17 protein-coding genes are annotated in these 17,622 nt (G+C 50.1%); 7 read left to right on the forward strand and 10 right to left on the reverse strand.

Annotated elements, in window-relative coordinates:
* Positions 1 to 229: 229 nt before the first annotated feature.
* A complete protein-coding gene (locus tag NT073_RS21625) occupies positions 230 to 1,798 on the forward strand; it encodes a glycoside hydrolase family 43 protein (protein WP_297377593.1) in 1,569 nt (522 codons plus the stop codon).
* A gap of 167 nt (positions 1,799 to 1,965) precedes the next feature.
* Here the strand turns inward: NT073_RS21625 and NT073_RS21630 are convergent, their stop codons facing one another.
* Positions 1,966 to 3,084: an alpha/beta fold hydrolase gene (locus tag NT073_RS21630; RefSeq protein ID WP_297377595.1), complete on the reverse strand. Its 1,119-nt coding sequence runs from the start codon at positions 3,082 to 3,084 to the stop codon at positions 1,966 to 1,968.
* A 34-nt stretch (positions 3,085 to 3,118) separates the two neighbouring features.
* Positions 3,119 to 4,162 (reverse strand): proline iminopeptidase-family hydrolase, encoded by a 1,044-nt coding sequence (locus NT073_RS21635; protein ID WP_297377596.1) that lies wholly within the window; start codon positions 4,160 to 4,162, stop codon positions 3,119 to 3,121.
* 244 nt (positions 4,163 to 4,406) lie between these two features.
* On the opposite strand from NT073_RS21635, the gene NT073_RS21640 reads away from it, so the two are divergent.
* A complete protein-coding gene (locus NT073_RS21640) occupies positions 4,407 to 4,970 on the forward strand; it encodes a cupin domain-containing protein (RefSeq protein ID WP_297377598.1) in 564 nt (187 codons plus the stop codon).
* Positions 4,971 to 5,032: 62 nt separating this feature from the next.
* Here NT073_RS21640 and NT073_RS21645 read toward each other — a convergent pair whose 3' ends face one another.
* On the reverse strand, positions 5,033 to 5,758 hold the full coding sequence (locus NT073_RS21645; RefSeq protein WP_297377600.1) for a hypothetical protein: 726 nt from the start codon (positions 5,756 to 5,758) through the stop codon (positions 5,033 to 5,035).
* Between the two features lie 180 nt (positions 5,759 to 5,938).
* On the opposite strand from NT073_RS21645, the gene NT073_RS21650 reads away from it, so the two are divergent.
* Positions 5,939 to 6,475 carry a GAF domain-containing protein gene (locus NT073_RS21650; RefSeq protein WP_297377602.1) on the forward strand — a complete coding sequence of 179 codons (537 nt, stop codon included), beginning with the start codon at positions 5,939 to 5,941 and terminating at the stop codon, positions 6,473 to 6,475.
* Between the two features lie 282 nt (positions 6,476 to 6,757).
* On the opposite strand, the gene NT073_RS21655 is transcribed toward NT073_RS21650, so the two are convergent.
* The gene (locus NT073_RS21655; RefSeq protein ID WP_297377604.1) at positions 6,758 to 7,612 is read right to left on the reverse strand and encodes a DUF2911 domain-containing protein; all 855 of its coding nucleotides are present in this window, start codon (positions 7,610 to 7,612) and stop codon (positions 6,758 to 6,760) included.
* 314 nt (positions 7,613 to 7,926) lie between these two features.
* On the opposite strand from NT073_RS21655, the gene NT073_RS21660 reads away from it, so the two are divergent.
* A complete protein-coding gene (locus tag NT073_RS21660) occupies positions 7,927 to 8,373 on the forward strand; it encodes an energy transducer TonB (RefSeq protein WP_297377606.1) in 447 nt (148 codons plus the stop codon).
* 117 nt (positions 8,374 to 8,490) lie between these two features.
* On the opposite strand, the gene NT073_RS21665 is transcribed toward NT073_RS21660, so the two are convergent.
* The 4 genes from NT073_RS21665 to NT073_RS21680 all read right to left on the reverse strand — a co-directional run bounded on the left by NT073_RS21665 (position 8,491) and on the right by NT073_RS21680 (position 12,506).
* The gene (locus NT073_RS21665) at positions 8,491 to 9,234 is read right to left on the reverse strand and encodes a DUF1080 domain-containing protein (RefSeq protein ID WP_297377682.1); all 744 of its coding nucleotides are present in this window, start codon (positions 9,232 to 9,234) and stop codon (positions 8,491 to 8,493) included.
* Positions 9,235 to 9,340: 106 nt separating this feature from the next.
* Positions 9,341 to 10,144, reverse strand: coding sequence for a M90 family metallopeptidase (locus tag NT073_RS21670; RefSeq protein WP_297377608.1), 804 nt, complete (start codon positions 10,142 to 10,144; stop codon positions 9,341 to 9,343).
* Between the two features lie 66 nt (positions 10,145 to 10,210).
* Entirely contained in the window at positions 10,211 to 11,578 is a 1,368-nt protein-coding gene (locus NT073_RS21675; RefSeq protein WP_297377610.1) for a DUF4403 family protein, read from the reverse strand.
* A 382-nt stretch (positions 11,579 to 11,960) separates the two neighbouring features.
* On the reverse strand, positions 11,961 to 12,506 hold the full coding sequence (locus NT073_RS21680; RefSeq protein ID WP_297377612.1) for a DinB family protein: 546 nt from the start codon (positions 12,504 to 12,506) through the stop codon (positions 11,961 to 11,963).
* 143 nt (positions 12,507 to 12,649) lie between these two features.
* On the opposite strand from NT073_RS21680, the gene NT073_RS21685 reads away from it, so the two are divergent.
* Positions 12,650 to 13,675: an LD-carboxypeptidase gene (locus NT073_RS21685; protein ID WP_297377614.1), complete on the forward strand. Its 1,026-nt coding sequence runs from the start codon at positions 12,650 to 12,652 to the stop codon at positions 13,673 to 13,675.
* Here the strand turns inward: NT073_RS21685 and NT073_RS21690 are convergent.
* Complete coding sequence (locus NT073_RS21690; RefSeq protein WP_297377616.1) at positions 13,672 to 15,387, reverse strand: arylsulfatase; 1,716 nt, start codon at positions 15,385 to 15,387, stop codon at positions 13,672 to 13,674. The two genes, NT073_RS21685 and NT073_RS21690, sit on opposite strands and share 4 nt — an antisense overlap.
* Positions 15,388 to 15,460: 73 nt before the next feature.
* Here NT073_RS21690 and NT073_RS21695 point away from each other — a divergent pair, with 73 nt between their 5' ends.
* The gene (locus NT073_RS21695; RefSeq protein WP_297377618.1) at positions 15,461 to 15,709 is read left to right on the forward strand and encodes a DUF3820 family protein; all 249 of its coding nucleotides are present in this window, start codon (positions 15,461 to 15,463) and stop codon (positions 15,707 to 15,709) included.
* Positions 15,710 to 15,801: 92 nt separating this feature from the next.
* On the opposite strand, the gene NT073_RS21700 is transcribed toward NT073_RS21695, so the two are convergent.
* Positions 15,802 to 16,227 (reverse strand): DUF2147 domain-containing protein, encoded by a 426-nt coding sequence (locus NT073_RS21700; protein WP_297377619.1) that lies wholly within the window; start codon positions 16,225 to 16,227, stop codon positions 15,802 to 15,804.
* Positions 16,228 to 16,611: 384 nt separating this feature from the next.
* Between NT073_RS21700 and NT073_RS21705 the strand changes: the two genes are divergently transcribed.
* Positions 16,612 to 17,559 carry a hypothetical protein gene (locus NT073_RS21705; protein ID WP_297377621.1) on the forward strand — a complete coding sequence of 316 codons (948 nt, stop codon included), beginning with the start codon at positions 16,612 to 16,614 and terminating at the stop codon, positions 17,557 to 17,559.
* Positions 17,560 to 17,622 lie beyond the last annotated feature (63 nt).

Here is a 17,622-nt window from a genome sequence, read left to right on the forward strand (position 1 = left end):
TGCACAAAGTAAAAAATATTACTCCAGCGAAATAAGCCGCTCTATCATTAATACATTATCAATTCCCTTCCCTGGATAATAAGATACTATTAACTCAAACAAATTTGCCTGATGCGAACAATTACCGTCATCCAGGCGGAACGGTAAAAGCCGCTAACTATCTTCGGCCCATGGCAGAGCCTCTACGTCGATAGCCAACTCCCCACGGCCGGTAGCAAGCAATCATCCAATGAAAAAACAGTTACTTACAATTATTTTTACCCTGGCTATGGTCTGGCAGGCATTAGCTCAATCGACACATTTATCTGGCCAGAAGGTCGATTATACCAATCCAGTAATTGAAGGTGATTTTGCGGACCCTTCCATCATTCGGGTAGGTAATACTTATTTCGCCGTTGGTACATCCTCGGAGTGGGGGCCAGCCTTTCCCATTTATACCTCAAAAGACCTTGTAAATTGGACTTATATAGGCCCGGCCTTTAACCAATTACCTCAGTGGACGATGGGTAGCTACTGGGCTCCCGAGCTATTCTATGAGAAGGGTACTTATTTTCTGTATTATACCGCTCGACGAAAAACCGACCAGCGATCATTTATCGGTGTGGCCACCACACATGACCTGACCAAGGGTTTCACCGACCATGGCTTATTACTCGAATGGACAGCCGAAGCGATTGATCCCTTTATCATCGACGATGCCGGTAAACGGTTTATAACCTGGAAAGCCTACGGGTTAGATCGAGGCAGAAGCATCGAAATACTGGGGGCCGAACTGTCGGCCAACGGACTTAAGGTTAGTGGCCCTGCTTTCTCGCTTATCAAGGCGGAGGCAGGCAACTGGGAAAAAGGAGGAGCCGAAGGACAGGCAATTTTCAAACGGGGTAACTACTATTATATGCTCTACTCGGGCAACGCCTGTTGCGGTTTACAGTGTAACTATCAGGTCGGTATAGCGCGGGCTCAAACCTTGCAGGGGCCATGGGAAAAGTATGCAAACAATCCGCTATTAGTTAGTGATTCCACCTGGAAATGCCCCGGACATGGTACCGTAGTGGTAACGCCCGATCAGCGATACTTCTACTTACACCATGCCTACAATGGTATTGACTTTACCTTAACCGGACGTCAGGGTGTACTCAGTGAGTTGATCTGGGATGAGCAAAGTCAATGGCCCGCTTTTCGGTATGGACGCTCTACGCCCACTCAGGCTGAATCACCGCTACAGGCCAAACAAGTACGGCAGTCAAACCTGACGATTGATTTTAGCCACCCCTCTAAAAAAGCCCCCTGGGTATGGGATGTGAGCCTTCCCAAGCCTGTCTATCGGGTACAGCAGGGCCAGTTGCAGCTCGTCAATCAGGGCTCAAGCCAGACGGGTACCTTTCTGGGTCTAGTCATCAAAAAAGGCGCCTTTACCCTGTCGGCCAACATCATTCCCCAGATTGATCTGCTTCAAAGTTTGTGTATATATGGAGATGCCCAAAATCAACTAGGCATTGGTATCAGGTCTGGATTTCTTGAGTTATGGCAGCTTAAAGCCGGAACGCGTAGTGTTCTGAAGACGCAGTCCATACCAGCCGGTACCTCTTCAGTTACGCTGCAAATACGAAGTCGGGGGCAGCATTTGTATGAGTTTGGCTGGGGTACTAAAACTGGTGGACTTAACCTCATAACGGATGCTCCATTGAATGGGTCTTTTCTACCTCGCTGGGACCGTGCACCCCGTGTTGGCATTGGCCTGCTTGGCAAAAACAACGCAAGCAGTCTAGTACGAACCATAACGGCTCACTATGACTAAGTTCAGTGACTTTGTTCAGAAAACTTCGTTAACCGTAGTTGTAAACTACGTCGTAGCGTTATCCGGTCAGAGCCCAGTGTGCTAAATAAGCTACTCCCACCGGTCTCTGACCGGATAACGCTACGACGTAGGCACAGACTATGTCGAGCAACAAACAAAGTATTCGCTCACTTCTTCTTCCCTCCTTTCACCATCTCCGTCGACAGATTTTTGGTGAAGAACGGCAGCATTTTCTGTTCGATGCGCTCGCCGATTCGGTTGATGTGGTCGCCATCGTACTCTTCGTAGGTATGCGGGATGCTGTAATTGGTGAGCATGGCGTCCAGTATCTTGTTGTTGGCGGCTATACTGGCATCTTTTGAGCCCGCGTCAAAAGCCAGCGCGTGCAGTTGTTTGATGTTATTGATGTACTGATCGAGGGTGGCGAGGGGCGCGTTGGCAGCCCATTTGGCCGTAACCATCGGTTGTGCCTCCCCTTCTTTCACCGGCAAATCCAGAAAGAACGGGGCCTTTGTGGGATTAGGCGACCACGATGCCGCTGACGCAAACATGGCTTTGGTGCCAAAGTCGGCTTTTTCCAGGTCGGCCACCGTTTTTACAGCTTCCATGCGGGTTGCCATCTGCGGGTTAGCGGAGCCACCCATATTCGGCACCATGCAGCAGGGGCTTAACAGGTACAAACTGGAGAAGATCTCGGGGTGCTTCTGCCCGATGCGAATGGTGCCGTAACCGCCCATCGAATGACCCGCCAGCCCGCGACTGACGGCTTGCGGAAGGGTGCGATAGTTTTTGTCGACATACGCTACCAGTTCATCAGCCACAAAATCTTCCCAGTTGCCAATCGTTACCGAGTTGGAATACATACTGCCGAAATACCGGTTGTAGGCATTGGGCGTTACGATAATAAACTCCCCCGATTTACCATCGGCCAGCGTTTTATCGACCACGGCGGGCAGGTTGATCCAGTGTTTTGTTAACCCGTACCATTTATCGTCGCTGTCGGTAAAGCCGTGCAGAAAATAGATGACGGGATACCTGCGTTTTTTGTCGGTTTGGTAGCTGGGCGGCAAATACACCGACACATCCCGATCCGGCGAGTCACCAGCCAGATTACCTTCCAGCCCTTTGCCGTGTACTTTTATGCGTTCCACTTTACCGGCTTTGACGGGACTGTCCTGACTGTGGCCTGGTATGGCAAAGAGTATACCTAAAATACCCAGCATCAGCAGGGACCGAACTAAACGAGTTGATTGTGTTGATTGGCGATTCATAGAGTTAACGTTCATGGCGACAGAAGAACGGAAAACGTCTTTTTTACTTTTACAGCGTCACCTTCTTCTCCCCTTGATCAACGCCTTTTATAAATTTGATCAGGCCATTCATATACGTTTTCTGGTCGTCGTACATGGACATGTGGCTGCCGTTGGGGCAGTAGAGATAGCTGCCGTTGGGCAGTTGGGTGGCCATCCATTTCATATGCTCCGGGTCCATGGTGTCGTATTGAGCACCGATGGTCAGCGTGGGCACGGTAATTTTCGGGAGGTCGGCTTTGCGGTCCCAGTTGACGAGGTTGCCCGCAATACCAAATTCGCTTGGTCCCTGCATGGTCACGTACAGCGACTGGTTCGTTTTGTTCAGGGCACGGGTCATGGGTTCGGGCCACTGGTCGAGGGGTAGCCGACAGATGTGTTTGGCGTAGAAGTTTGGCAGGAGCAGTTCCATGTACCGGGGACTTGTATACGCGCCTTTGGCTTCGATGTCGTTCACCTCTTTCACGACGGCGGGGTCCATCTGTTTTGCCAGCACGTTATCGGCATACTTGCCGTAGTCGGGGCAACTGGACATCATGTTCGAGATCACCAGTCCCTTCAGATTCTTACCATATTTAAGCGCGTATTCGGTCGCCAGAATACCACCCCACGAGTGGCCCAGCAGGTAGAAATTGTCGGATGTCAGGTTCAGGGCCGCCCGCACCTGCTCTACTTCTTCCACGTAACGCGGCAAATCCCAAAAGGTCGTGTCGTTCGGATTGTCGGAGTTGCCCGTGCCTAACTGATCGTAGTAGATAAACTCGATGCCTTCAGCGGGCAGAAAGCTTTCCATTACTTCAAAGTACTCGTGTGTGGCACCGGGTCCACCGTTAAGGAGCAGCAGTTTGATTTTCGGGTTGTTGCCAAAGCGTTTCGTCCAGACGTTGAAGTTGCCCTTGGGTGTTTTGATCGGCACAAAACGCATTCCGCCGGTAGCCACTCCGCTCGTATCCGACGTAAAATAGCTTTTGAGGGTAGTGGTATCCGTTTCGGACGACCGGCACGACCAGCTTAACGCAGCCGTAAAAAGAAGGAGTAAGCAGAGGTATTTCATCAGGAAACCGGTTAAAGGAGAGACAGTTGACAAGTATACACACAGTCGACCGTAACTTCTACTTTTTTGATCGAAAGCCTTGTCTAGCAGTTGGTTTCCGGCAAATGAACCGATGGATAAACCATCGGAATACTCGATTAGCAGATACAGTACCTTAGCCAGGGGTCATTTATTCAGCGCCCCTCTCCACCTTGTTAATTCAACCAATTTCAACTCAGCGAACAAACGCTAACTGGCTAAGATCATGAACAGAACCCGATTTATGGCAGCTCTCTCCGCGCTGGCAGCCGTGCCATCTCTGGCATTCTCCGGATTTAGAAAAACGCTTTTACCCGACAGAGGCTTTAAAGTGAATGCAGGCGAAAGCCGTAAACGTGGTCATCTAAAACTCAAGGGCGTCAACGTCAACATTCTTGATGTAAAGATTTCTGGTAGCGATACCAACGGCGGTCTGGCTATTTTCGAGCAAACTTCCCTATCGCCAAAACGGGGCACACCCCTACACGTTCATCCAGAGCAGGATGAGGTTTTTCATGTGATTGAAGGGGCTTACTATTTTCAGGTAGGCGACGAAAAATTCAATTTGAAGGCCGGTGACAGCATTTTTCTTCCCCGAAACGTACCCCATGCCTGGACTCAGATGGCTGATAAAGGCAAAATGATTGTGGTGTTTCAACCGGCGGGTAAAATGGAGGATTTCTTTGTCAGTTTGGCCGGTATGGACCATGACCCCAGTGCGGAAGAAATAGCCAGGTTATTCAAAGACAACCAAATGCAGATCGTTGGTCCGCCTTTAAAAGTAGACTAAAGCGTAGTTCAGGATTGACCAAGTGCCCTGCCCGGCTGGCCAATCCTGAACGAAACGTGAGTTTATTGATTCGTCTGATTAACGGTACTTACGTTACTCATCCCGCTCTGGTAGACATTTACGGTATTGGTACCAAAGTAAGCCCCCAAAGGAGACGATTGGACGACCGACAGGCTATTTCCTACACCCAGTTGCGTAGCTTCCTCGGGGTTAGTCCCCGCCGGATTACCGAGTATGCCTTTCACTAAATTCCCCTCACCATACTGGCTCGTCGTCAGGCTGTTGTTGTCGCCAACCTGTAGAATTCGGCTTCGGTTGTTAGACCCTTCTATGGTAATGGTTGCCTGATTATTGACGCTGCCGGCACCAGCTGTTCCGGCAAGCTCAACGCCTATTGAAGAGCCCTGCGTGATGGTGGCAAAGTTATCCCCGCCGTTTGCGCTCACCGTTTGCGTGATAGTGGCCTTATTGCCTGAGGCATTTACCTGGCTGATAACGCCATAGCTGCCTCCCGCACCGGCAGATACCTGCGTGATAGTTGCCTGATTATCGGCTGTATTTTGCCCCTGACTAATGATGGCCTCCGAATAGCCGAATCCTTTCTGGCTGATGGTGGCGTTTTGGTCAGTACCCGCCTGGGTAACTGTTGCCGTTAGTGCCTTACCGATCTGGCTAACCGACGCTTCTTGCGCCGTTCCTATCTGAGTCAGGGTAACGGTGTTATTTTGGGTGAATGCGGTCGTTGCGAGACCTACGCAGGTTGACAGGCTTAAGATGAATGCTTTCATAAAAGTTTACATGAATGGATGAGTAATAATCATGGCTAAAGCGGGTAGGGCGCTTTTGGCATAAACCCGTATAACTATAGAATAGACTTGCACTTGCTAAATAAATGACATGTTCAGCCGTCTTTTTATTCTGGAGTTCGTTACATAATCGTTCCGTAAACATCAGGTAAGTCAAGTACTATGATTCCGCTACATACATTGTCGGCCACCGTCGAAGAACTCATTACGGCAGGTCATGCCCCCGCCGATACGCTGAACAGGGTTGTGCAATCCGTGGGAATGGCCTTACAGGTCGATCGCTGCTTCCTCTACGTCCGGCAGCCCGATCTGGGTCGGGGACGAACCGCTTTTTGCTGGCGGAAAAACGAGCATATCCCCGATAAAAACACAATACAGCCCAACTGGCAACCCGACACCGATACCTTACCCGCCGAAGATCCTCTGATTCGGGCGGGGCTAGCCATGAAGCCGTCGGTCTACGTCGATGATGTCGATACGGCCGGGCCTGAGGTGCTGAACCGGCAATTTGAAGAAGAGACCTTTGGTCACCGGGCGCTAATTCATGCACATATTCAGAGTGGCAATAAACTGTGGGGAATTTTACAGCCCTGTATGTTTGGGAGTCCCCGCCACTGGACCGATGAAGAGAAAAGCCAGATAGAGACCATTCTGCCGCGTTTGCAGCCGGTAATAGCGGCTTATGTCGCGTCTGCCTGAATCGTACTAAATCGTATCAGACAGCAGGATGCTGTCTGATACACTGCGTAAAGTCCCTATAAGACTAGGGGTCTTCCGGTTTAATCGTTTGAGTGGGTTATGTCTGGGGCAAGCTCTGGCTTGGCCCAGACATAACAATAAGTTTCGTTCAAGTTCAAATCCTGAAAGCGTAGCGGATTTCAGAGATAGACCGCACGGCGTACCGTTTGCCATGAGTCATTAAAAAAGAACGGCTGGCTCCATTCGGGGCCAGCCGTTCTTTTAAAAGCTGATGATTGAAGGTTACTTTTTAGCCGAGGCAATCAGGTCGTTTGCCATTTTTACGTAGTCCGCATTTTTGGCTTCGGTGGCGAGCGCAACGGTTTTCTCCGCACTGGCAATCGCATTGGCTTTCTCTTTTAATTTCAACTCAATGCGGGCTTTGAGCAACATTACCCAAAAGGCTTTGGGATTTTGCTCCGTAGCCTTGGTTACCCAGCCAAGGGCTTGCTTCAAATCCCGGTTGGTATCGTAATAATAACTCGCTGCCTCAAAATAAGCGGGCTTATCAGACGCCAGCGAAGCCTCGATATTCTTTACGATCGTTTGATCAATATCCGCTGTGATGGCAACGGGAACCCGAGTTTTATCCCACATGATTTCCAGCACGGCAGAATTTGGCAAAATATTGGCGATGTTGATGGTAAAGTTTTCTACTCTGTTGGCCAGCGTAGTTGGTTTCACCTGAACGCGAACGACCTCGTTTTCTTTTTTGTAATCACCCACGTTAGCACCTAGATTCAGGTCTTTCGAAAGCATTACTTCCCAACTGCTTTTTCCGGGAATGGTGAATAGCCCATAGGTACCCGCTTTCACCTCTTTACCTTCCAGCTTCACATCCGACGAGAAAGTGATTTTCGTCGTTGCGTTGGCCCCCGTCCGCCAAACCTTGTCGTAAGGAACCAGATCGCCAAAAATAGCCCGCCCTTTAACCGCCGGTCTGGAATAGTCAAGCGTAATGTCACCCAGAGCAAAACTTTGTTTAGTGGTTTGAGCCGGGCTAGCCGCTGGCACTTTAAGCTGAGCATGAGCAACTGATAATGAGGAAATTACAAATAAACAAGCTACGGCAACGGACGAAAAATTAAGCTTCTTCATGATGAAGGAATGATGAAATTGATAGTTGTCAGATTATTTCCGATACCCAAAGGTACAGATTATTGCGCCGGTTACGCTTCTTCTGCCATAAGTCGGCTCACAGGTTTATGGCTTTTCTTTTCGCAACCGGAAACACTCGGTCTGCTAATTCGCTGACTAGCTGCCACTGTCTTAAAAGTAAGTGATATTGTCCCAAAACTAAGTGTTGATCCTTAGCCTACTCTCTACTTTTGATTGTACATGTAATCAACGGGGTTAGCGGGCTAATCCCACCGGTACGTTCCCTTTCTCAACCTCTTTCAATCAATAAGATCATGAATCAAATCGTTTTGACCACTGCCTGTTTGCTGATCGCGAGTACGCTACTGTTTGCTCAACAAGCTAATATCGATACTGCTGATCAACGTGATCTTCTAACGGCTGTTCAGGAGTCGGTATCGTCGCCTTCTGACCAGTCAACGGACTATGCTCCCCTCAACAATGTGCCTTTTTTCCCGGGTGGTCAGCAGGCACTACAGACGTACCTGAATGACCTCAACCCATCAAACGCTGACCAACACGAAGGGACCGTTCATATCCAGTTTCGGGTAATGCCCACGGGTCACCTGACGGAAATTAAAGTGGTGCGCTCAACCGAATCGATGCTGAATAAGGTTGCCATGCAGGCGGTTGTCCGAATGCCCCGCTGGTACCCGGCGCACCGGTCAGGCCTGGCAGTTAGCAGCCTATACATACTACCCATTACCTTTCGTGCCCGATAAGAGCCGGACGCGGGCCGACCCTGAACGGTTTATAACGACAACAGGGGGTCAGATACAGGAACATCCCTGCATCTGACCCCCTGGCCTGTGAATTTGCAACCCTCGGATCAAATTATGTCAAAAATCCGTATTAGACTGCTTTATTTCCATCGGTTTGATCCATATGTTACGGTACAGCACGTCATGGCCTTCGGCCTGTAATTTGATGCCGCCGGGCGTGTCGGTGATGCCTTTGCCGCCGTCATTTCCGCCGTCGATTCCCGAATTAGGCCCGCCCCACACCTGGCTGATTTTCTGGTTGGTGTGGGCTTTTTTACCATTCAGGTAAATGGTCACCATGGCTGGTTCGGTACGTTTACCATTGGCAAAGCGTGCTGCCCGGAACTGAATATCATAGGCGTTCCATTTCCCGATACCGTTGTATAGTTTGTAGGGCGATTGCGATTCGTTGATCACGGCTCCCAGCCCGTGCGAGGTCGTATCGCCGTCGAATATCTGGATTTCGTAGCGGTTTTGCAGATATACCCCACTGTTGCCCCCCGGCTTGCTGACGTAGAATTCCACATGCAGCCGGAAATCTCGGAAGGTTTCTTTTGTCACAATATCGGCAGCACCGTAGAGGCCGCCCGCAGCCGCCGGGTCGTTGGTATTCATGACGGTACCGCTGCCCGCCGGATCTTTTTCGATTTGCCATTTGATGGGCATGGTAGCGGCCAGTCGAGGTCCTTCCCAATACTGCCATTTCTCATCGAGCATCTTCTTCGACCCATCGAACAGAACCTCTGCACCTTTAGGGGCTTTTACCCCCACGCCAACCGGTTCTTTAGCCGCTGGGGTCATGGCTATAATTAAGACCAGCATAACCAGGTCCGGAATGAAAGCATAAAATCTGGTGAGGGAGCGTTTCATGAAGTCGCAGTTGGTTTGATATGTATCATGTGGTAAGAGTGCCGCGTTTAAGATTTACTCATACCGAAGCGGCATCACCAACAGTTTGGCCGGGCTCTAACGGATTCTGGCGGAATATTTCTTCCAATCGGGCAAAAAGTTCAGGATGTTTTTGCTCCAGCAGATCCGGGCGTTTGAAAAAGTATTCGGAAACGACGGCAAAAAATTCGGCTTCGTTCGTGATACCGTATGGATCAATATCTGACTGATTGGCTTTAATATCGCGGATGCTCCGATGAATAAGCTGTAGCCAGGGTTTTATATGGTCTTTTTCCAACAGATAAGCCGGTAGCCCATCGGTCGACCCATCGATCTTGTCCAGCAAGTGTACAAATTCGTGAATACCTGTGTTCGACTTGCTGCTTTCGTTGGCAAAGCCTTCGTAGAGAGCGGGTTTTGAGAGAATCATCGTACTTTGCAAGGCTCCCCCCTCACCTACCATGCCCAGAATATTCCGGTCGTTGCCCGTGGTTTGATAATCGACATTGAACCGGTCTTCATACAGCAGCACATTGGTGAGCGGGTAATACCAGTCATCGAAGCCAAAAATGGGGATGATAGCGCTGCTGGCTACCAGAATTTTATCGATATCACTCACCTCGGCGCCCACTCCTTCAATACTCACTTTGCCCAGAAACTCACTGACGCGTTTCTCGAAAATAGGCTTCTTCTCGTCACTCAGCGACTGATAGTAGGGCACATGTGTTTCCAACAGTTGCGGGTATGTAGCTGGCAAAGGGGGTACAACCGACTTTTTATCCTGTATGTAACGCCACAGAAACCAGCCTGCTACCAGCAACGTAATCGTGATGAATAGTTCCATTTTAATGATGTAGGGTGCCTGTAATATACTCCCCTTAACTAGGAACCAATATGCCCGGATAGGGTTTCACAACTGGTTTATTTTAACCCCAACCGTCGACTTTACTTTAATCAATGCCTGAATACCATCAGGTCGGATCGCAATCTTCTGCGGCACGAACCGAAACGACTGAATTGTCAGGTCGGTCGTTTTTCCCGGCCCTCCTTCTTCAAAAGCTTTATCAATGGTTTGAGGTAACTTGGCAATATCGTCGCCGAGCCGAATAGTCAGCAGGCTTTCGAGCAGTTTACGCAGTCCTTTGTGCCAGACCGTGTTTGAGCTGCTGGACAGGGCACTCCAGGTTTCCGCATCAAAATCCAGATTCGTGACACGGAGGGTATTCGTCAGCGTATCAAATACCGGCCGACCGCGCAGATACATCGTTCCGTCCATAAGTCCGCTAACTTCGGCTTTGACAATCAATGACCGCTGCCCGCCGTAGACACTTACCTTCTTAATTGTCAGCGAGCCCAGGGCCAGTTTTTTGTTCTTGTTATTGGTCGTGATGGCGAGCATCCGGTTGATGTCGGCATAGGGAATAAAGCTCAGCACGTTCAGATCGGATACTTCCGAGACTTGCTCCCGTTTCTGTAATATGGGCAGGGGAGTACGCGGGTGTTCGGGTGCTTTGGGCTTCAGTTCGGTTTGCGTTTGAACCGCAATTCGAATGTGGGTCGTTAGCTGACGGGCATTGCCCGTAATCGGACCTGCAGCCACACTAATGGGTTTCGGTATCAGCCATAGGCCATATTCTTTACTGATCAGAAGCGGGTTCTGAATGTCGTGCCAGATAGGTTTCACCATTTCATCGAGCCGCAATTGCGTATGAACGGCCGAGTCAATGGCCATTTCGATGTCCGTCCGGTGTCGGTCCAGTATATTTTGAACGATATTTGTCAGGGAAATACCTGCAATTTTGGGCTGGACAATCCAGGTGTAATCAGTGAAGGTCGTTCGACTCCCCAGCCGCCAGTTAGGTGTCACACTGATGGGTGTTTTGAAATTAACGTTCAGCGCACAGAAGGGTTCTTTAGGTGGGGTCGTGTCCCGACTGAACGGTTTGGTCAGCCACATTTGCAGGGGTGCCGACAGCTTTATCTGCTGGTCAACGTACTCGACATTCACTGGTCCCAGGCGTTTGACCCGAAAGGAGATGATACCTTTCGTTTTTCCGTCTTTTGTCTGTTTGCCAATAAGCACCGGATCGAGTTCGGCATTGATTTTCTCTTTCAGTTCCGAAAGCTGAAATGTAATAGGCCCTGCCAGATAAGACATGGTGGGCGAAATAGGTGGGTCGAAGCCCTCAGCTTTCGGTGCTTCGGGTTTCAGTTTCTGGCATTGTACCAGTAGCAACAGGACGCCCATTCCTGTAAGTAGCTGTAGTGGTGTTTTCATCAATGGTGGTAGCCGTTCACAACAGGCCAACAAGACGCCTGATGAGACTGCATCCTTACCTAACATCGGACCATTTCGGTATGTTTACTCAATTGACAAACAGGCCGCCACAAAGCCGTCCCCTACTGTTAATGCGTATAGATTAGCCTGACGTTGGGCATAGTCTTCGTTGACCGTAGTTTATAACTACGGTCGAGCGTTATCCGGTCTCTGACCGGTATACTAAGCAATACATCCGCACCGGTCAGAGACCGGATAACGCCGATATAGCCACAGACTAGGTCGAGCAGCCAGCAAGCAGATGATCTGCTGTACCTTAAAACAAAGCGGTGTCGTGAGTTAAATCCATGACACCGCTTTGTTTTATAGAGCATCCTGTTTCTTAAAACAGTTTTTCATTTGGTGGCTTGATGCCTTTCATCCGGATGTAAATGGTACACTGCCCCCGGTGGTGGGTCTGGTGTTCAAACGCTTTGGCGAGCAGTACCTCGCGTGTCATTTCCCGCTGGCCCATTTTCACATTCTCGGCCAGTTGCGCATCCGTTAACCCCTTAACCGCGTCGATCATAAAATCGTAGCTATCCATAACCGCTTTGGTCAGCGCGGCTTTCGTTTTTAACTCGCTCATCTCTTCAAGCTTTTTCCCCTGCATGGGGTTGGGCTTACCGCTCACCATCGCGCCAAAGTTGTAGTTAGCCGCCGTCAGGTGCAACATCTGCTCGGCAAAACTGCGGATTTCGGGCGTTGGCTTGTAGTTTACACCATCTTCCGACATCACGTCCAGGTATTCCTTCGTGTATTCCTTAGCCCGCTGCCAGTCGGCGGTGAGCTGCGTAATGGTGGTCATGGGCCGGGCGGCCTGAACAGCCGAAAAGGCGCATAACAGACTCATCAGAGCCAATGCAAATCGAAAAGGTAGTTTATTCATCAGTGCAGGATTATGATTAAGTGATAACCGGTTTTGGTTTATAAGGGTAAAAAGTTTTACCACGATTGAAGCTACTGTCTTTACTTGGCAACTCCTCCCTTTTCGGTTATCTTTCTGCAAGAATCCGTTCATCTTTCGACCCCATGCCTTCACGCCGTTCGTTCTTACAGGCCACAACTCTGGCTCCGTTTTTATCCCTGGCAACAACTCAGCCACCCGTTACACCTCTTAAACCCGACCGGCTCAAACCGGGCGATACCATCGGGCTTTTTTGTCCGGCGGCCCCGGCCTTTACCCGCGAAACGGTACAGATTGCCGAAGAGTCACTCCAGGCGCTGGGGTTCAAAACCATCGTTGGCCCACATGCCTACGACCGGTACGGCTACCTCGCCGGACGTGATGCCGACCGGACCGCCGATCTGCACGCCCTTTTCGATAATCGAAACGTGAAGGCGGTGATGGCCATTCATGGCGGCTGGGGTTGCGCCCGCCTGTTGCCCCTGCTCGACTACGACCTCATTCAGCGCAATCCCAAAATCCTGATCGGGTATAGCGATGTGACAGCCTTATTGCTGGGAATTTACGCCAAAACTGGACTCGTAACCTTTCACGGCCCCGTTGCCTCGGCAACTTTCAACGCCTACACGGTGGACTGGCTCAAACGGCTATTGATTGAGGGCGAAACGCTGACCATGAAAAACCCCACCGAAAAAGGCGACAACCTAACCCAGGTTCAGGACCGGATTACGACGCTCCGTCCGGGATTGGCTCGTGGTCGATTAATGGGCGGTAACCTCACCGTACTGAGCCACCTGATCGGGTCATCTTACCTGCCCGACTGGAAAAACGCCATCCTGTTTCTGGAAGATACCCACGAAGATGTTTACCGCATGGACCGGATGATGAACCACCTGAAATTAGCGGGCATTCTGGATCAGATTTCTGGTTTCGTATTTGGCAAATGTACAGACTGTGGTCCCGGCAGTGGCTACGGCTCGCTAACGCTGGACGATGTGCTGACCGAGTACATCATACCCCTGAACAAGCCCGCTTATTCGGGGGCCATGATCGGGCATATTAAAGATAAATTCACCGTTCCGGTGGGCATCGACGCCGAAATGGACGCCACAGCGGGCACGATCCGCTTACTGGAATCGGCAGTTAGTTAATTCTTCTTACCCGGTTTGGGAAACACTTGATGTTGACTTGCCCATTGTTGCCATAAGCCCTGAAGTTGACGAACCTTTTCGGGGTACCTGGCTGCCAGATCCTGCACTTCCGATTTATCGGTGGCCAGATTGAACAGACTCCAGGTGCTGTCGCGGCCGGAAGAAACCAGCTTCCAGTCACCTGAACGGGCGTATCGGGCACCAAAATGCTCGTTGAACAAGGTCTCATGACCAACTGAAGCCTTTCCTGCGAAAGAGGTCAGCAGACTTACACCCGTTGTAGGCGTGATGGAATGTCCCTTGAACGTGGCCGGATAGGTGGCACCCGTCAGGTCGAGGAACGTCTTCATAAAATCCATCACGTGCCCTACCTGCGTACTGTAGCTACCTTTTTTGGCCGTGATCCCCTTTGGCCAGAAGGCAACCAGCGGGGTACGAATCCCCCCTTCATAGGACTCTGCTTTCCAGAATGCATAAGGCGTGTTGGCCACATTGGCCCACCGCTGACCAATGGACGCATAGGACGTTTCGGCACCGGGTAGAACCTGTTTTTTCAAGTCGTATACGATTTTTCGGCCATCGCGGGTTTCGTTCGGGCGGTCGAAGCCGGGACCGTAGGCCGCACAGTTCTCCGGACTAGCCCCGTTGTCGGACAGAAACAGAATTAGCGTATTATCGAGTTGTCCCGTTTCGCGCAGGGCTTTAATCATGCGCCCGATTCCCTGGTCCATCCGGTCGATCATGGCTGCATGAACCGCCATCGCCCGCGCATCCCACTCCTTATCCGGGTTGGCTTCCCAGGTCAGGTCATCCTGCCAGCGTTTGGAAAGTTTTGTTTTCGTTGAATCGATCAGTCCCAGCTTGCTCATTTTTCGGTAGCGCGCTTTCCGAATGGCATCCCAACCGGGTTTGTACGTATCCTTGTACTTCGCAATGTCTGCAGGCAAGGCCATCAGAGGCCAGTGGGGGGCCGTTTCGGCAACGTAAATAAAAAAGGGCGACGATGTTCCGGCGAAGGACTTAATGTAGGCTACCGTTGTATCGCTGATAGCGTCGGTATGGTAGTAGTCTTTGGGGACTTCCTTAACCGGTTTAGTACCGCTCACCAGACTAAACGGGTCGAAGAAATCGACCACCCCCCAGATATTACCAAAAAACCTGTCGAAGCCCCGGCTGGTTGGATACTGGCTGATGGGCGCAAAATCACCATAGTCTTTCTTGTGGTTCAACCAGTCGAGCTGCTCCTGTGGGTTCTTCTGTACATTGGTATTCGAGACATGCCACTTACCGGTCATACCCGTCTGATAGCCTGCCGATTTAAGGACTTCGGCCAGGGTAACGGTGTTCTCCGTCAAATGGCCCCGATACCCAGGCTCGTCTTCAGCATCGGTCATTTTGCCGATACCTGCCTGGTGATTGTAGAGGCCAGTAAGCAACGATGCCCGGGTTGGACAACAGCGCGAGGTATTGTAAAATTGCGTGTAGCGAATGCCGTTGTTCGCCAGATAGTCGATATTTGGTGTATGGATCTCGCCCCCGTAGCAGCCCAGATCCGAATAGCCCATATCATCGGCCATGATCACAATAATGTTGGGCCTGGGTGCTTCCTTACGGCTTGGCGATGTTGCTTGTTCCCGTTCAAATCCGCCCAGTATCAGTATAGATATCAGTGCCATCAACGGTAATACCAGTACGAATAAACCTTTTTTCATCTTGCTAGTAGTAAGGCTGTCCGATCCGGTTTATCATGTTGTCATTTCAATTATATTTCTTATTTTGATACCTATGGTAAACGATATGATGAACGACCCCGCCAAAGGCAACAGCGATATTTTACGGGAATTACTACATTACCAGATGCCGTTTGGCAAGTATAAGGGGCACCTGATCAGAACACTGCCTGTTTCGTATCTGGAGTGGTTCGTGCAGAAAGGCTTCCCGGCGGGCAAGCTCGGTATGCTCCTGCAAACAATGTACGAAATCCGGCTCAACGGACTGGAGTACTTGCTGGACGGGCTGCGGAAAGGAAACTGATAGTGGATAGGCCAGTGCGGAATGAGCCCGTACCAGCCGCAAAAGACCTCACGTTGTTACTGCTTGTAGCCTGTCGGCCTTAAACGCTACTGCTATTCCTGACGAGTCATCGTAAATTTTCGATGAAGGAGTTTGATGCCTTTATAAACGGTCACATCTATAGCTTTCGGTCTTTGCATTTCCACCTCAACACTTAAGGAAATTCCAGTTTTGGGATGAATTAAGCGCCCTCCTCCCCACACCTCTCCATTGTACTGAAGACTGCGGATCAGAAGACTATCTTTCATCAGGCCAAAGTTTCGTTCACCGGCCTGATCGACTTCGGCTACCCGGGCAAAGTACAGACCGCCTTGTTTGTAAATATCAACACTGGATCCCTTAGAGGGAAATTGCCACCGGCCTATGAGTCGATCCGCTGGCTGATCAGCTTTCGCTCCCATCAAGAGGAAAACCAGTGCTATCAACCAGTGTAGACGCTGATTGATGAATACAGATTTTGGTTCGTTACTATTATTCACAATAGACTAGGATTTTTGATACAAAGTAGGAAGATAATTTTATTTGAGAAAGTAGCTGACTAATTGATAGGCTACTTCATGGCCAGATCTTATAGAAATGACTCCTTAAAGCGGGTGTTTGTTTAATCACAGTTGGCCAATTAAAAGACTTTATTGCACAACCAACTGAAAATCAAAGATATAAGCTAAGGCTCAATTTTAATATAAACGCCCTATATACTTTCACTAGAATGACCATCAGGCAAGTAGTCAGTCATTAAACGATTAGACACAAGCGGCAACCTTGTTTCCATGCGCTTAACCACATCTACGCCCTCTCATCCGATACTGATAGGCCAAATCAGCAAACGGCAGTTGATTTGAATTAACCTTTACATCCGAACAATGAACTGGACAACGGCCCAACAGGACGCTTTGCAGCATGCAATTCAGCGTCGTAATGAACGCGATATCTTACAGAAGCAACTGGTACAAACTAAGGCAGAACTGGGAAAGCGGCTGCTCGAACAGGCGGCCTTACTCGACCAATGGCGGGATGAACAAGCCGATGTAGACCGATTAAACCGGCTGAGTTGGGCTAGTCTGTACCATGATCTTCTTAATCAGAAAGGCCAGCAAATCAGCAAAGAAGAAGCCGAAGCCCAACAGGCCCGGCTCCGTTACGATGCCATCTGTGCTACGGTGAGTACACTGCAACAGCAATGTGCCAATCAGGAAAAACGACTGCCCGACTTCAACGATGTCAACAGCGTGTATGAACAACTCATTGAGCGCAAACGGGAAGCGCTGCTTAACAGCTCGGATGCCGTACGGGACCAATACCAGCAGCACCTGACCGCACTTATTCACAATAACCACTACGCGCAGGAGTTGACGGAGGCAAAAGGTGCGGGGGCTCAGGCGCTTCAGGAAGTGATGCAACTCCGGAAATTATTGGATGAAGCCCATACCTGGGGTACCTGGGACATGCTGGGTGGCTCCACTATTTCGTCAATTGTTAAATACCGAAAGCTGGACGAAGTCCGGGATCAATCGGAACGGGTGGCCCAGCGTTTACAACTGTTTCGTAGCGAATACGGCGATATCAACCAAACTTTCCGGTCCGACTGGACTATCGATAACAACCTGACCCGGTTCGTAGACATCTTCTTCGACAATATTTTCACCGACTGGTCGGTACAAGCCCGCATCAACGAAGCCAGAGAAGCGGCCAAGACTATCGAAAATCAACTGGTTGCCGCTCTAACCGAACTCGAACGTCAGCTGGCTCAATCAGCCGAACAGACGAAGCTGCAATCGGACGAGTTCCAGCGATTTCTGGAAACGGTTTAGGACTAGCTGAGCTGACGCAACGGGCGACTTCAGGAAATTGGATGCCACAGACCCTTACTGCAA

The sequence above is a fragment of the Spirosoma sp. genome, assembly GCF_026391055.1.
Classification (GTDB): Bacteria; Bacteroidota; Bacteroidia; order Cytophagales; family Spirosomataceae; genus Spirosoma.